Annotated in this window: 14 protein-coding genes; 8 read left to right on the top strand and 6 right to left on the bottom strand. The window is 73.2% G+C overall.

Annotation, left to right across the window (positions count from 1 at the left end; genetic code table 11):
- Positions 1 to 9 precede the first annotated feature (9 nt).
- The 3 genes from GA0070608_RS14990 to GA0070608_RS14980 all read left to right on the top strand — a co-directional run bounded on the left by GA0070608_RS14990 (position 10) and on the right by GA0070608_RS14980 (position 4,109).
- Positions 10 to 1,383 (top strand): FAD-dependent oxidoreductase, encoded by a 1,374-nt coding sequence (locus tag GA0070608_RS14990; protein WP_091628368.1) that lies wholly within the window; start codon positions 10 to 12, stop codon positions 1,381 to 1,383.
- Between the two features lie 157 nt (positions 1,384 to 1,540).
- A complete protein-coding gene (locus GA0070608_RS14985; protein WP_091628365.1) occupies positions 1,541 to 2,959 on the top strand; it encodes a WGR domain-containing protein in 1,419 nt (472 codons plus the stop codon).
- A gap of 271 nt (positions 2,960 to 3,230) precedes the next feature.
- Positions 3,231 to 4,109 (top strand): aminoglycoside phosphotransferase family protein, encoded by an 879-nt coding sequence (locus GA0070608_RS14980; protein ID WP_091628363.1) that lies wholly within the window; start codon positions 3,231 to 3,233, stop codon positions 4,107 to 4,109.
- 184 nt (positions 4,110 to 4,293) lie between these two features.
- Here GA0070608_RS14980 and GA0070608_RS14975 read toward each other — a convergent pair whose 3' ends face one another.
- Together GA0070608_RS14975 and GA0070608_RS14970 are read right to left on the bottom strand one after the other, a co-directional pair.
- Positions 4,294 to 5,103, bottom strand: coding sequence for an Fpg/Nei family DNA glycosylase (locus tag GA0070608_RS14975; protein ID WP_091628360.1), 810 nt, complete (start codon positions 5,101 to 5,103; stop codon positions 4,294 to 4,296).
- 64 nt (positions 5,104 to 5,167) lie between these two features.
- Positions 5,168 to 5,887, bottom strand: coding sequence for a hypothetical protein (locus GA0070608_RS14970; protein ID WP_091628358.1), 720 nt, complete (start codon positions 5,885 to 5,887; stop codon positions 5,168 to 5,170).
- Positions 5,888 to 6,012: 125 nt separating this feature from the next.
- On the opposite strand from GA0070608_RS14970, the gene GA0070608_RS14965 reads away from it, so the two are divergent.
- The gene (locus tag GA0070608_RS14965; protein WP_245715792.1) at positions 6,013 to 6,876 is read left to right on the top strand and encodes a DMT family transporter; all 864 of its coding nucleotides are present in this window, start codon (positions 6,013 to 6,015) and stop codon (positions 6,874 to 6,876) included.
- A gap of 237 nt (positions 6,877 to 7,113) precedes the next feature.
- Here the strand turns inward: GA0070608_RS14965 and GA0070608_RS14960 are convergent, their stop codons facing one another.
- Complete coding sequence (locus GA0070608_RS14960) at positions 7,114 to 7,491, bottom strand: winged helix-turn-helix transcriptional regulator (protein ID WP_091628356.1); 378 nt, start codon at positions 7,489 to 7,491, stop codon at positions 7,114 to 7,116.
- A gap of 102 nt (positions 7,492 to 7,593) precedes the next feature.
- Between GA0070608_RS14960 and GA0070608_RS14955 the strand changes: the two genes are divergently transcribed.
- The 3 genes from GA0070608_RS14955 to rocD all read left to right on the top strand — a co-directional run bounded on the left by GA0070608_RS14955 (position 7,594) and on the right by rocD (position 10,498).
- On the top strand, positions 7,594 to 8,232 hold the full coding sequence (locus GA0070608_RS14955; RefSeq protein WP_091628353.1) for an NAD(P)-dependent oxidoreductase: 639 nt from the start codon (positions 7,594 to 7,596) through the stop codon (positions 8,230 to 8,232).
- 239 nt (positions 8,233 to 8,471) lie between these two features.
- The gene (gene ddaH / locus GA0070608_RS14950; RefSeq protein WP_176733962.1) at positions 8,472 to 9,287 is read left to right on the top strand and encodes a dimethylargininase; all 816 of its coding nucleotides are present in this window, start codon (positions 8,472 to 8,474) and stop codon (positions 9,285 to 9,287) included.
- Positions 9,284 to 10,498, top strand: a complete 1,215-nt coding sequence (rocD, locus tag GA0070608_RS14945; protein WP_176733727.1) for an ornithine--oxo-acid transaminase — start codon at positions 9,284 to 9,286, stop codon at positions 10,496 to 10,498. Before ddaH ends, rocD begins: the two co-directional genes overlap by 4 nt.
- Before the next feature lie 66 nt (positions 10,499 to 10,564).
- Here the strand turns inward: rocD and GA0070608_RS14940 are convergent, their stop codons facing one another.
- Together GA0070608_RS14940 and GA0070608_RS14935 are read right to left on the bottom strand one after the other, a co-directional pair.
- The gene (locus GA0070608_RS14940) at positions 10,565 to 11,716 is read right to left on the bottom strand and encodes an FHA domain-containing protein (RefSeq protein WP_091628347.1); all 1,152 of its coding nucleotides are present in this window, start codon (positions 11,714 to 11,716) and stop codon (positions 10,565 to 10,567) included.
- Positions 11,713 to 12,006, bottom strand: coding sequence for a 4a-hydroxytetrahydrobiopterin dehydratase (locus GA0070608_RS14935; protein WP_091628344.1), 294 nt, complete (start codon positions 12,004 to 12,006; stop codon positions 11,713 to 11,715). The genes GA0070608_RS14940 and GA0070608_RS14935 overlap by 4 nt, the downstream gene beginning before the upstream one ends.
- Before the next feature lie 234 nt (positions 12,007 to 12,240).
- Here GA0070608_RS14935 and GA0070608_RS14930 point away from each other — a divergent pair, with 234 nt between their 5' ends.
- Positions 12,241 to 13,014, top strand: a complete 774-nt coding sequence (locus tag GA0070608_RS14930; protein ID WP_091628341.1) for a hypothetical protein — start codon at positions 12,241 to 12,243, stop codon at positions 13,012 to 13,014.
- 58 nt (positions 13,015 to 13,072) lie between these two features.
- Here the strand turns inward: GA0070608_RS14930 and GA0070608_RS14925 are convergent, their stop codons facing one another.
- Complete coding sequence (locus tag GA0070608_RS14925; protein ID WP_091628339.1) at positions 13,073 to 14,122, bottom strand: fatty acid desaturase family protein; 1,050 nt, start codon at positions 14,120 to 14,122, stop codon at positions 13,073 to 13,075.
- Positions 14,123 to 14,220: the final 98 nt, after the last annotated feature.

The following is a 14,220-nucleotide window of genomic DNA, read 5'->3' as shown; positions in this document are numbered from 1 at the left end:
ATGGTGCCTGTGACGCAACGGCTGATCGTCATCGGTGGGGACGCCGCGGGGATGGCTGCGGCGTCCCAGGCACGGCGCCGTCGCGACCGCGGCGACCTGGAGATCGTCGCCTTCGAGCGGGGACACTTCACGTCGTACTCGGCGTGCGGCATCCCATACTGGATCAGCGGGCTGGTGCCCGAGCGGGACCAGTTGATCGCCCGTGACCCGGAGACCTTCCGGGAGAAGTTCGACATCGACGTACGGCTGCGGCACGAGGTGACCGCGATCGACCTTGACCGGCGTGAGGTCGTCGCGCGCGACCTCGACGGCGGCGGCGAGGTCCGCGAGCGCTTCGACACCCTGATGTACGCCACCGGCGCGGTGCCCAAGAAGCCGGACTGGGCGGACACCGACGCCGGCGGGGTCTTCGGGATGCAGACCCTCGACGACGGCGCCGCGCTGCGCGACTGGCTGGATTCCGAGCCCCGGCCGCGCCGGGCGGTGGTGGTCGGCGGCGGCTACATCGGCGTGGAGATGGCCGAGGCGCTGATCCAGCGCGGGCTCGCCGTCACCCTGGTCGAGCAGGCCGAGCAGCCGATGGCCACCGTGGATCCGGATATGGCCGAACTGGTCACGGACGCGATGCGGGGCATCGGCATCACCATCCGTACCGGCCTCGGGGTGACCGGCCTGGAGGAGACCGACGGCCGGGTGTCCGCGGTGGTCACCGCCGAGGGGCCCATCCCCACCGACGTGGTCGTCCTCGGTCTGGGCGTACGCCCCAACACCGCGCTCGCGGAGGCCGCCGGCCTGCCGCTGGGCACCACCGGCGGAATCCGGGTGGACCGCCGGATGCGGGTGCAGGGGGTGCCGGACGTCTGGGCCGCCGGTGACTGCGTGGAGACCGTGCACCGGGTCACCGGGATGGCGGTGCACGTGCCGCTGGGCACCCACGCCAACAAGCAGGGCCGGGTCGCCGGCATCAACATCGGTGGCGGGTACGCCACCTTCGCCGGGGTGATCGGCACCGCCGTCACCAAGGTCTGCGAGCTGGAGGTCGGGCGCACCGGGCTGCGCGAGAAGGACGCCGCGGCGGCGGGGTTCGAGTTCGTCTCGGTGATCGCCGAGTCGACCAGCCGCGCCGGCTACTACCCGGGCGCCCGGCCGATGACGGTGAAGCTGATCGCGGAGAAGCCCAGCGGGCGGCTGCTCGGGGCGCAGATCGTCGGCTGGTCCGAGGCGGCGAAGCGGATCGACACCCTGGCCGTGGCGCTGTGGAACGGCATGACGGTGGACGACATGACGGGGCTGGACCTGGGCTACGCCCCGCCGTACGCCCCGGTCTGGGACCCGGTGCTGATCGCCGCCCGCAAGGCCGTCGACGCCCTGGCCGCCCGTTAGGCCGCCCGTCAGGAAGGGCACCTTCCCATCGCATGAGGAGCGGAAGGAGCCCTTCCGATCACCCCGGTTGGGCTTGTCGGGGGTGGCGGTTAACGTGTGCCCGCTGTCGCCGCGTCGGCCATGTCGGGCCGGTCGCTGACCCCCCTCGGAGGCACCCATGTCGCAGGAGACGACCTATCTCGAACTGTCCGAAGTGGACGGTGCGCACAAGTTCTACGAGACCGTCGTCGACGACGCCGTGCTGACCGTCCGCTACGGGCGGATCGGCGACCAGGGCCAGGTCAAGACCACGGCCTTCGCTGACAACACCAAGGCCCGCGCGGCGGCGGCGAAGAAGATCGGCGAAAAGGTCCGCAAGGGGTACGCCCCGGCCGTCCCCGGGGTGCGACAGAAGCGCGCCGTCTCCCGGCGGCAGATCGTCAGCACCCGATCCACCGCCCGCACCGCCCCGGTGCTCTGGCGCTACGACTCCGGCGCCCCGGCCTTCGGCATCTTCGTCGACGGGCAGAGCTGCATGGTCGGCAACGAGCGCGGGGTCATCACCACGCTCGGCCACGACGCCCGGGTGCTCAACCAGGTCCGCCTGCCCGACGGGGTGAAGTGCATCGTCGCCGACGACGCCTGGGTCTACGCGGGCTGCGACGACGGCAACGTCTACGACCTGTCCGGCAAGGTGCCCCGGGCGGCGTACGAGATCGCGCCGGAGATCGACATCTACTGGCTGGACATCCACGACGGCGTGCTGGGCGTCTCCGACGCGGGCGGCGGCATCGTCGCCGTCGACCACGAGGACGAGTTCCTCTGGCGCCGGCAGGGTCGGGGCCGGTCGGCGTGGATGGTGCGCTGCGACGGTGACGCGATCTACCACGGCCACTCGCAGGGTGTGACCGGCTACGACTGGCGGACGGGCCGCGAGCTGTGGCACACCCGCACCGGCTCGGTGCTGTTCGGCTGGCAGGAGCCCGACGCGGTGTTCGCCGGCACCGGCACCCGCGAGGTCGTACGCCTCGCGAAGGACGGCCGCACCGAACGCAGCTACCGGTGCGACGCCCCGGTCTTCTCCTGCGCCACGGCCGAGGGCGGCCGGTTCGTCTTCGCCGGCGACAGCCAGTCCTCGATCTACTGCTTCGATGCGGCCGGCAACCGGCTGTGGAAGCTCGGCACCGGCTGCGGCTCGGCCTACTCGATGCAGTACCACGACGAGCGGCTCTATGTCGTCACCACCAGCGGCCACCTGGCCTGCATCGACGCCAGCGAGCCGGCGATCCGGGCGGCCGAGGCCGGCAGCGTGCCGGAGGTGGTCGACGTCAAGGCCCCGTCCCGGATGCCGGAGCCGGCAGCGTGGACGACGGTCGAGGTGACCAGCGACGTCGACGGCGGCGTGCTCGTGCAGTGCGTCGAGAACGGCGGCCGGCTGCGGGTGCACGTGCTCTCCCCCGGCTACCACCGGGACTGGTCGGTGCAGTTCCCCAAGGGCATCCGCGAGCCGGGCGCGCGCTACCTGGTCACCCAGGTCCGCGAGTCCGGCCGGGGCGGCTTCTACCGAGCCCACGGCGACATCCGCCGCCTCCGCTAACCCCTCCCCTCCCCCTGCCCTCCCCCTCACCCCTGCCCTGCCCTCCCCTGCCCTGCCCTCCCCTGCCCTCCGCGATCTTGCACTTTGTGCCCCGGCCTAAGGGGCGAAGCACCCAATCCGAGGGCGCAAAGTGCAAGATCGACGAGCAGAGGGTGGGTGGGGTGGGGTGGGTTCGGTGAGCGGGGGTTCGGGTGGGCCGAGGGTCCCGTTGTGACCGGCTGGGGCCGGGGGCGGTCGTGTGGGCCGGGCGGTCCCGGTCCAGGATGGCCGGATGGACTCCGAACTCCTGATTCCGGACGGGCTGGGCTGGGTGCGGGGCACGCCGGCCGGACGGGAGTGGCTGGCGGCGCTGCCGGACCGGCTGGCCGCCTGCGCCGCGCACTGGTCGCTGCGGGTGGAGCAGCCCTTCGCCTACGCCTTCGCATCGCTGGCCCTGCCGGCCGAGCTGCCCGACGGCACGCCGGTGGTGTTGAAGCTCCAGTACCCGGACCCTGACAGCGTCCACGAGGCGACCGCGCTGGAGCACTGGGCCGGGGTGGGGGCGGCCCAGCTGCTCGGGCACGACCCGGACCGGCGGGCGCTGCTGGTCGAGCGGTGCGTGCCCGGTACGCCGCTGCACGCGCTGGCCGCCGACGAGGCGCTGGACGTGGCGGTCGGGCTGCTGCCCCGGCTGTGGCGGCCGGCCGGTGCGCCGTTCACCCCGCTCGCCGAGGAGACCGCCGGCTGGGTGGAGCAACTGCCGCTGGACTGGGATCGGGCCGGCCGGCCGTACGAGCGGCGGCTGCTCGACGCGGCGCTGGGGCTGCTGGCCGACCTGGTCGGCAGTCAGGGCGAGCAGGTGCTGGTCAACCAGGACCTGCACGCCGGCAACGTGCTGCGGGCGACCCGGGAACCGTGGCTGGTGATCGACCCGAAGCCGTTGACCGGCGAGCGGGAGTTCGGGGTGGTGCCGCTGGTGCGCGGTGCGGAGCTGGGCCACTCGCCCGACGCCGTCCGGCACCGGCTGGACCGGCTCAGCGCGGAGCTGGGGCTGGACCGGGAGCGGGTGCGCGGCTGGACGATCGGGCAGACCCTGGCCTGGAGCATCGGCGAGGGGCAGGTCTTCCCCAACCAGGTCGAGGTGGTCCGCTGGCTGCTCGACGCGGGGTGAGAGCCAGCCGCACGCCGGGCCCTGGCCATGGTGCGACCGCCGCCATACGCGCGCTGTCGAGTTGCCCGCACAGATGGAGCAGCCGGACGGCCCGACCAGCACCAGCCGCCTCCCGCCGAAGCCGCCCGCGCAGATGGGGCAGCTCGACAGCGGTGCCGGCGGGATGGAGTGGAGAGCGGAGCGGTCAGGCCGGTTGGCAGGTGGGGCACCAGTAGAGATTGCGGCCGGCCAGCCCGCCCCGGCTGACCGGCGTGCCGCAGACGTGGCAGGGATCGCCGGGGCGGCGGTAGACGTACACCTCGCCGCCGTGCCGGTCGACGCGGGCGGCGCGGCCCATCGTCTCGGGCAGGTGCGCGTCGCGGACGGTGTCGATCCGGCCGCGGGTGACGGCGAGCCGCATCAGCGTCACCAGGTCGGCCCAGAGCGCGTCCCAGCCGGGGCGGGTCAGCCGCCGGCCGGGGAGCGTCGGCGAAAGCCCGGCCCGGAACAGCGCCTCGGTGACGAAGATCAGCCCGGTGCCGGCCACCACCGACTGGTCGAGCAGCAGCGCGGCCAGCGGCGTGGGGCTGCGGGAGATCCGGGCGTACGCCCGCTCGGGGTCGGCGCCGGCGCGCAGCGGGTCGGGGCCGAGCCGGCCGCGCAGTGCCGCCACCTCGGGCGGGGTGAGCAGCTCACAGGCGGTGGGGCCGCGCAGGTCGAGCCAGTGCCGGTCGCTGGCCAGCCGCAGCCGGATCTGGCCGACCGGTTCCGGCGGCTCCCCGTCGCCGTCGGTGAACTTGCCGTAGAGCCCCAGGTGCACGTGCAGGGTCAGTTCGCCTGCGTAGTGGTGCAGCAGGTGCTTGCCGTACGCCTCGGTGGCCTCCAGGACGGTGCCGGAGAGCCGGGCCGCGCCCTCGGCGAAACGGCCCTGCGGGCTGGCGGCGTGCAGCTTGTCCCCGACGAAGAGGTCCGCGTGCCGCGCCGCCAGACGGTGGATGGTGTGTCCTTCTGGCACGGGTGCCAAGGATAGCCAGCGCGTCCGGCTCCGGCCTGCCGGCTGCACGGTTCCACCCTGCCGCCTACTCGTGCAGGAGGTCGGCCACCTCGGCGGCGTACCGGTCGAGGGCCGCGCGGATGGTCGGGTTCCCGCCGAGGTCGCGTCGTGCGGACTCCAGGAAGCCGCGCATCTCCTGGCCGTAGTGCTGATCGCCGATATCGTCATCGGGCTGAGGCGCCCAGGATCTCCCGCGCGCACGGAGGTGGCTGTCGACCGCGTACAGCTCGCGGATGTGCCGGGACAGCTCGGAGATCCGGTCCCCGTACATCTCGGTGGCCGTCGGCACCCCCTCGAACACCTGCTTGAACAGGGCATCCGGTGACTCGTCCGATGCCGCATCCCCGGCCAGCGCCGCCCAGACCGGCGCGGCGACGAGGGCGGAGAAGACCCGCCGGCCGTCGAGAGCCGCGGCGGGGCGCTCCTCCGAGGAGTCGCTGACGTTGCGTTCGAGGTAGCTCAGCAGGGCTTCGAGGTCGGTCGGCGGGTTGCCGTAGTCGTTCGCGTACGCGGGGTTGAGCACGAACCGGCCGTCCGCGACCCGGTCGGTGAACCAACGGAAGACCAGCTCGGTGCTCAGGTCCTCCGCGATGCCGTCGACGGAGCCGAGCCGGTTGTAGCTGCCGGCAACGCCGAGGGTCACCGGCCGCAGGCCACCGTCGCTCTCGCACAGCCCGACGAGGACGGCGTCCACGCCCTTGAGGCTGACCCCGGTGACCGCGCAGTTGAAGTCGTAGAAACCCACGGCGGAAACGTATCAGCGCACCCGCATCCCCGTGTCGGCGAACGGCCGAGTGGGTATTCCGGTACGTGTACCGCGTGGGCGGCGTCGTTTTGATCGGCCACCACGCATTCATCAGGAGGTGTGTTGTGGTCAAGATTCCTCTGCTGTCGCGCCGGTCGGAACCGGCGCCGACGGACGAGAACCTCGACGGGCCCGACGTTCCGGCCGGCACCGGCCGGGACGGCACGGCGCAGACCGACGCGGACCGGAGCGGCACGCCCGGCCGGCCGGTGGTGACGGACCGGGACGCCGAGCAGACGACCTACCGCAGCAGCGCCACGTCCCACGTGGACGGGCGGAACGGTGCCGCCGAGCGGCGGGCGGCCGAGCGGGCGGCCGTCGCGCGGGCCGCCACGTCCCGACCGACCGACGACGACTCCCGGCGCGCCCCCCGGATCACCGACAACGACCCCACCGTCGAACAGACGCCCGACGGGCGGACGGTCGACGGGGACCGGGACGCGGCGGCGCGGGTCGCGCGGGCGGACCATGACCGGGTCGTGGACGGGAACCGCACGGTGGCGGGAGACCGCACCGTGGCTGGGGACCGCGCCATGGACCGCTCCGTCGACCGGGACGGCGACGGCGTGCCCGACCGCGAGGAGCCGCCGGTGGCGGTCGGCCCGAAGCCCCGGGCCAGCATGCTCGCCACGCTCGGCCTGGTCGTCGGCGTGGCCGGGGCGCTCTTCGTGCTCACCGGCGCCCTCACCGGGTACGGCATCGGGCTCGGCGCGGCGGGCGCGGTGCTCGCGGTACTCGGCCTGATGGCCACCCGCCGCCGGCACATCGCTGGCAAGACCGACGCGCTGCTCGGCATCATGCTGGGCCTCGGCGCGGTGGTGCTCGGCGTGCTGGCGATGACCGGCCAGTTCGACTGGCCGACCACCGACGGCGACTGGGTGCAGCGGTTCCGGGAGTGGCTTGACTCACAGTTTGTGGACCGCTTCTAGCGGGCACTGATCGGCTCGCCGGCGACGTACCGGCAACGCCGGTGGTTCACCGGCAACGCCCGACCAGCCTGGTGGTTCACCAGCCGGGCAACCCTCTTCGGGGGCGGCGATTCGCCGCCCCCGAGGTGTTTTCCCAGGTCGACGCAAGCGCGACGGTGACCCGACCGGACGGCTGTCGCCGATCAGACGGCGCTCGCCCGGTCGGCGGCCGGCCGGGACCGGCGGCCGAAGGGCGGGTCAGTCCGCAGCGGAGACCGGGACCACGCCCTCCCGTGCGTCGAGCAACTCGTCCCAGTGCCGACCGGTCCACTCGCACGCCACGTCCATCGGTCCGAGCAGGCCGCGCCCGAGCGGCGTGAGCGCGTACTCGACCCGCCGCACCGGCCCGGCCTGGACGGTGCGCCCGACCAGGCCGTCCCGCTCCAACGTCCGCAGGGACCGGGTGAGCACCTTCGCGGTGATGCCGCGCAGCGGGACACGGAGCTCCGAGAAGCGCCGGGGACCTGCCTCCAGGCAGCGGATGATCATGCCTGCCCACTTGTCGCCGAACCGGACCGGGGACAGGTCCGACGGGCAGACCGGGTCGAACATCTCCGGATCGAGCGGCGCGGCCATGCCCGCCACAGTAGTTGGTATCCGGTTGGTAACCACCGTGCCGAATAGCGTCCGTCCCGATTCCGGCGACTGGCCGGAACGACGAACGTGAGGGGTACGGCGATGGGCAGGATCATTGTCTTCGGGGCCGGCGGGCGGGCCGGTCGGGCGGCGGTACGGGAGGCACAGGGCCGGGGCCACCAGGTCACCGCGGTCGTCCGGGACCCGGCTCGGCATCCCGATCTGGCCTCGACCGACGCCGTGCGGGTGACCAGCGGAGACGTCACCGACGCCGACCGCGTCGGCGTACTGGCCGTCGGGCACGACGCCGCGATCCACGCCGCCGCCGACCTGACCGCGCCGCCGGACGTCTTCTTCCCCGCCGCCGCCCGGGCGCTGACCACCGGGCTGGCGTCGGCCGGGGTCGGCCGGCTGCTGGTCGTCGGGCTGGCCTCGGTGCTGCCGACCGCTGGCGGAGACCTGCTGATGGACACGGCGGGTTACCCACAGGAGTACCGCTCCTTCTACCTGGGCCACGCCGCCGGGGCGGAGATGCTGCGCCACGCCGGGCCGGAACTCGACTGGCTGGTGCTCAGCCCGGCCGGTGACTTCGACCACGCCGGCACCGGCACCGGCCGCTACCGGCAGGCGGCGGCCGACGCGGCGAGCCGGATCTCGTACGCCGACTTCGCCGTCGCGCTGCTGGACGAGATCGAGACGCCCCGGCACCGGCAGGTCCATCTCGGCGTGGAACAGGGCTGACGGCAGCGAACGGGGTGAATCCCGCGTCGGACGTTCCGGTGGAGCAGCTTGGCCACCGGGGCGTCACGACGCAACAAATCGCTCCTAGGCTGCCCCACATACGCAATGATCGGCCATTCCACGCAAGCCTCACCGGTGGATAACGCCACCCCGGGCCGCATAGCGTTGAGCAACGGCGCCAGCTCCGTGGGCCGAAGGTGGCCGGGGCGCGCCCGACCCTGGGAGCAGGACAGATGACGATGGACGCCACCAGCCAGCACTTTCTGATGTGCCGGCCGACGTACTTCGCCGTGGACTACGCGATCAACCCGTGGATGGACCCGACCGCGCCGGTCGACGCCGACCGCGCCGTCCGGCAGTGGGAGCAGCTGCGCCAGACCTACCGGGACCTGGGCCACACCGTCGAGGAGATCGCTCCGGTGCCCGGTCTGCCCGACATGGTGTTCGCCGCCAACGGCGGCACGGTGATCGACGGCAAGGCGATGGCCGTGCAGTTCCGCGACCCACAGCGCGCCGACGAGGCCCCCGCCTACCACGCCTGGTTCGAGGCCGCCGGCTTCGAGATGCACGACCCGAAGCACGTCAACGAGGGCGAGGGCGACATCCTGCTGGCCGGCGACTTCCTGCTGGCCGGCACCGGCTTCCGCACCGCGCACGCCTCGCACGCGCAGCTCCAGGAGGTCTTCGGCTACCCGGTGGTCACCATGCAGCTGGTCGACCCGCGCTTCTACCACCTGGACACCGCGCTCACCGTGCTCGACGAGCGGACGGTGGCATACCTGCCGGAGGCGTTCTCGCCCGGCAGCCGGGCCGTGCTGCGCCGGCTCTTCCCCGACGCCGTGCACGCCACCCTGGCCGACGCCGAGGTCTTCGGGCTGAACGCGGTCAGCGACGGCCGGCACGTGGTGCTGCCGGCGCAGGCCACCGGCCTCGCCGCGAAGCTGCGCGACCGGGGCTACGAGACGATCGGTGTCGACCTGTCCGAGCTGCGCAAGGCCGGCGGCGGGCCGAAGTGCTGCACGTTGCGACTCCGTCAGGGAAAGGCGAGCAAGTGATCGACGACATGCTGCGGACGCCAGAGGCGATCCGCGACGCGGAGCGGTGGACCGCGCACAACTACCACCCGCTGCCGGTGGTCATCTCCTCCGCCGAGGGTTCCTGGCTGACCGACGTGGACGGCCGCCGCTACCTCGACTGCCTGGCCGGCTACTCGGCACTGAACTTCGGCCACCGGCACCCGACGCTGATCGCGGCAGCGCACGCCCAACTCGACCGGCTGACCCTCACCAGCCGGGCGTTCAACCACGACCAGTTCGCCGACTTCTGCCGGGAGCTGGCCGAGCTGTGCGGCAAGGACCTCGTGCTGCCGATGAACACCGGCGCCGAGGCGGTGGAGACCGGCATCAAGGTCGCCCGCAAGTGGGGCTACCAGGTCAAGGGCGTCACGCCGGGGCAGGCCAACATCGTGGTGGCCGAGGGAAACTTCCACGGCCGGACGACCACCATCGTCAGCTTCTCCACGGATGAGGACGCGCGGGCCGACTTCGGGCCGTACACCCCGGGGTTCACGGTCGTCCCCTACGGCGACCTGGCCGCGCTGACCGCCGCGATCGACGAGAACACCGTCGCGGTCCTGATCGAGCCGATCCAGGGCGAGCAGGGCGTCGTCGTGCCGCCGGAAGGCTACCTGCCGGGCGTACGCCGGGTCTGCACGGAGCAGAACGTGCTCCTCATCGCCGACGAGATCCAGTCCGGTCTGGGCCGGACCGGGGACACCTTCGCCTGCGACCACGAGGGCGTCACGCCCGACATGTACCTGCTGGGCAAGGCGCTCGGCGGCGGCATCGTGCCGGTCTCCGCAGTGGCCGCGAACACCGACGTGCTCGGCGTGCTCAGGCCCGGCCAGCACGGCTCCACCTTCGGTGGCAACCCGCTGGCCTGCGCCGTCGCGACCGAGGTGGTCCGGCTGCTGGCCACCGGCGAGTTCCAGCGCCGCTCGGTCGAGCTGGGCGCCCGGCTGCACGCCGGTCTGCGGTCGCTGGTCGGCAGGGGCCTCGTCGCGGTGCGGGGCCGGGGCCTGTGGGCCGGCCTCGACATCGACCCGACGCTGATGAGCGGCCGGGAGGCGTGCGAGCGGCTGGCCGAGCGCGGGGTGCTCGCCAAGGACACCCACGGCGCCACCATCCGGCTCGCCCCACCACTGGTGATCACCGAAGAGGAGATCGACCACGCGGTCGCCCAGCTCGCCGCCGTGCTGGCCGGCTGAGCCCCGTACGACAGAGGCGGGCGTCGGGACCACGGTCCCGGCGCCCGCCGTCGTCTTCCCGGCAGTTCAGCGGGGCAGGCGCATCGCCATCGTGGGGGCCTCGGCCATCACCGAGGTCGGCGTGTAGGAGGCGCCGGCGGGCAGTTCGCCGGGCCGGCCGATCTGCACCCCGGGGTAGAGCTCCAGCATGTCCCCCTCGGCCAGCACCCGCGACTGCTGCGGCGCCAGCGGGACGCGGTCGGCCTCCGCCATCGACCCGCCCGGCCGGATGCCCGACCCGTTGGTGCTCACGTCAGTCACGATCACCTCGCCGACCCGCAGCTCGAACCGGACATGGCTGCGGCTGATCCAGCGGCGCGCCTCGTCGTTGAGCCACTGCCCGAGCGTGATCCCGCCGGTCTGGTCGGGCGCGCGGCCCACCACCGCCGGCTGGTCCTCGGTGAGCACGAAGCGGCGCCGGACCAGCCCGCCCACCCGGACGGCGAGGACGGCGCTGCGCGGTCGCGTACCGGCGTCGCCGAGCCGGGTGCCGTGCCGGGGACAGGTGGGCACGCCGCCGCGCAGCGTGGGCGGCGGCTGAACGGCGGGGCTGCGCTCCACCACCCGGGACAGGTCGGCGAAGGCCCCGCCGCCCCCGCCCCCGCCGAAGAGCGCGCAACCGGGCTCCGCGCAGCGCCACTGCCGGGAGAGCAGCTTCACGCCGGCCGGCGACCGGTCACCGGCGACCGGGGTGTGCCCGCCGCCGATATGGGCGACGAAGGCCGGCCCGCCCGCGCCGGGCACCGGGGCGAGCACCCGACCGGGCTGCTCGACCACCCACGGGTAGCGCCCGCGCAGGCCGTCGGCCCGCACCCGGGTGAGCACGGGCAGCCCGAGCAGGTCCGCCACCTCCAGCATCCGGTCGCCCGGGTTGTCGAGCACCTCGACCAGCCCGTCGTCGGCCCAACGCCGGACCACCATGCGCTCGTTGGAGGTGAGGTCGGCGTCGGAGAGCAGGGCTCGATGGACGACCGCGTAGACCGGGACGCTGTCCTCCTCCATCTCCCGGGCGAGGGCGTCGATCACCATGCCGAGGCGGAGCAGGCTGGCCGGCCGGCCGCCGTCGAGGTCCTGATAGCGGATCACCTCCGCCAGGTCGACGACGGCCCGGGCCAGCGACGGGTCGGTGTTGACCCGGCCCTCGATGGCGTCCAGCACCTTGCTGATCTCGAATCTCATCGGACGCTCCCCACGATCTCGTCAATCCGCCGGGCCAGTTCGACGTCACGCCGGGTGACCCCGCCCACCGAGTGCGTGACGCAGCGGAAGGTCAGGGTGCGCCAGCGGATGTCGATGTCGGGGTGGTGGTCCAGTTCCTCCGCCGTCACGGCGACCCGGTCGACCACCGTGACGGCCTCCGGGAAGCTGGCCAACTCCACGGTGCGGGTGATGCCGGCGGGGTCTCCCGACCATCCCGCCAGCCCACCCAGCTCGTCTCGCACCGCCTCGGCGGTGAGCACGTCTGCCATGGGGAGACCCTACCGGGACGGGCCACGACGACGCCGAAGCAGCGGCGGGAGGGGTGGCCGACCCGGCAGCGCCCCGCGCCAGCCCGCCACAGCCGCGCGGCGTGCGACGGCCCCATGGGCCGCCAGGACATAGACGCGCGGCTGTGGCCGGGCGGGGTTAGGCTGACCGGTGGCCCGGCCGGGGCCGCGACCCCGCGTTGCCCCCGGCCCACCCTGCGTGAGGAGACTTCCACGATGAACACTCGACGGCTGGCGACCACGGGGGTCGCGCTCGTCGCCGCGCTCGCCCTCGGTCTCACCGGGTGCGCCGCGGAGAGGGACACGGACGCTCCGGGCGGCAACGGTGGCACCACCGGCGCGGCGCCGGCCAGCAGCGCCTCCTCCGACGCCCGCGCCGAGCTGACCGCCGCCGCGCAGAAGCTGAGCCAGCAGAGCGTGAAGATGCAGCTCAAGTCGTCGGTTGTCAACGGCAGCGGTGCGATGGACCCGGCCACCAAGACCGGCGACATGACGATGAAGATGGGCGCCGAGGGCACCTTCCGGATCCTGATGCTCGGCAACGACGCCTACCTGAAGATCACCGGGATGGAGGGCATGCCGAAGAAGTGGATGCACATGGACGCCACCAAGCTCGGCAAGAGCGGCCAGCTCAACCTGATGCCTGATGGCGACCCGGGCGGCGCGAAGCAGATGACCCAGAGCGTGGTGGACGTCGAGAAGACCGGCCCGGGCAGCTACTCCGGCATCCTCGACTACACCCGCACGAAGGCCGAGGACAAGTCCATCCAGGCCCTCGGCGACAAGGCCAAGGCCGTCCCGTTCACCGCCAGGGTCGACGACCAGGGACGGCTCGTCGAGTTCGCCATCGACACCCAGGTGCTGCACGAGTCGCTCGGCACGATGATCACCACCTACTCGGACTTCGGCGCCCCGGTCACCGTGCAGAAGCCGCCCGCGAGCGACACGCAGGAGGCCCCGCAGGAGCTGATCGAGTCCTTGGGCTCCTGAGCCCTGCCGCACGCGGAAACGGGGGCGGCGCCGGTCGGCGCCGCCCCCGTCGCGCGTCTCAGTCGCGCAGCGGCCGGCCCACCTCGTGCAGGTGCGCCAGCGCCTGGCGGTACGACTCGACCAGCCCCGTCTCGGCGTACGGGACGCCCTGCTCGGCGCAGTAGGCGCGGACGATCGGCCGGGCCCGGCGCAGGTTGGCCCTGGGCATGTTCGGGAACAGGTGGTGCTCGATCTGGTAGTTGAGCCCGCCCAGGGCGACGTCGACAAACCGGCTGCCCCGCACGTTGCGGGAGGTGAGCACCTGCTTGCGCAGGAAGTCCAGGTCGTCGTCGGCGGCGGTGGGCATCGGCATGCCCTTGTGGTTCGGGGCGAAGGAACAGCCCATGTAGAAGCCCCACAGTCCCTGGTGGACGGCGACGAAGAGCAGCGCCTTCACCGGCGACATCACCAGCAGCAACGCGCCGAGGTAGCCCACGGCGTGCAGCACCAGCAGCAGCGCCTCGACCCCGCGGTGCCGCATCGGGGTGCGGAACCCGCCGGAGTCCCGCTCCACGATCGCCCGCACGCTCGCCACGTGCAGGGCGATCCCCTCCAGCAGCAGCATCGGGAAGAACAGCCACGCCTGCCGGCGGGCCAGCCGGCGGCCGAGCCCGCGCGTCGCGGCGGCCTGCTCGTACGTCCAGACCAGCGCGCCCGCCCCGACGTCGGGGTCCTCGTCCTCGTGGTTGGGGTTGGCGTGGTGCCGGTTGTGCTTGTCGACCCACCAGCCGTAGCTGAGCCCCACCGCCAGGTTGCCGGTGAGCAGGCCGATCGCCTCGCTCGGCCCGCGCCGCCGGAACATCTGCCGGTGGCCGGCGTCGTGGCCGAGGAACGCGACCTGGGTGGTGGCGACGGCCAGGAAGACGGCCACCAGGAGCTGCGCCCACGAGTCGCCGACCAGCCCGACCGCGACCCAGCCCGCCGCGAAGACGCCCAGCGTGAGCACGATCCGGGTGACGTACCGGCCCGGGCGTCGCTCCAGCAGGCCCGCCCCACTGATCCGCCGGGACAACTGCGCGTAGTCACTGCCCCGCCGTACCGGCGGGTCCGTCACCGCTCCGAGCACCATTGCGGCTCCCGTTCCTCGATTCCGGAACCGCGCCGGCCGGCGCGCCCCTGCCGTTCAGTCTCCGGTGAACGGTTGCGCTGAGTAACCCTGCCCACCCC

The organism is Micromonospora peucetia, assembly GCF_900091625.1.
In the GTDB taxonomy this organism is placed as follows: domain Bacteria; phylum Actinomycetota; class Actinomycetes; order Mycobacteriales; family Micromonosporaceae; genus Micromonospora; species Micromonospora peucetia.
Note: the sequence above shows the minus strand (reverse complement) of the source record. Positions and strands in the feature narration are given on the sequence as shown.

Coding starts and splice junctions, on each gene's coding strand:
- GA0070608_RS14985 (WP_091628365.1), top strand. CDS start 1,541: ATGTCGCAGGAGACGACCTATCTCGAACTGTCCGAAGTGGACGGTGCG.
- GA0070608_RS14955 (WP_091628353.1), top strand. CDS start 7,594: ATGGGCAGGATCATTGTCTTCGGGGCCGGCGGGCGGGCCGGTCGGGCG.
- GA0070608_RS14925 (WP_091628339.1), bottom strand. CDS start 14,122: ATGGTGCTCGGAGCGGTGACGGACCCGCCGGTACGGCGGGGCAGTGAC.
- GA0070608_RS14930 (WP_091628341.1), top strand. CDS start 12,241: ATGAACACTCGACGGCTGGCGACCACGGGGGTCGCGCTCGTCGCCGCG.
- ddaH (WP_176733962.1), top strand. CDS start 8,472: ATGGACGCCACCAGCCAGCACTTTCTGATGTGCCGGCCGACGTACTTC.
- GA0070608_RS14980 (WP_091628363.1), top strand. CDS start 3,231: ATGGACTCCGAACTCCTGATTCCGGACGGGCTGGGCTGGGTGCGGGGC.
- GA0070608_RS14935 (WP_091628344.1), bottom strand. CDS start 12,006: ATGGCAGACGTGCTCACCGCCGAGGCGGTGCGAGACGAGCTGGGTGGG.
- GA0070608_RS14940 (WP_091628347.1), bottom strand. CDS start 11,716: ATGAGATTCGAGATCAGCAAGGTGCTGGACGCCATCGAGGGCCGGGTC.
- GA0070608_RS14960 (WP_091628356.1), bottom strand. CDS start 7,491: ATGGCCGCGCCGCTCGATCCGGAGATGTTCGACCCGGTCTGCCCGTCG.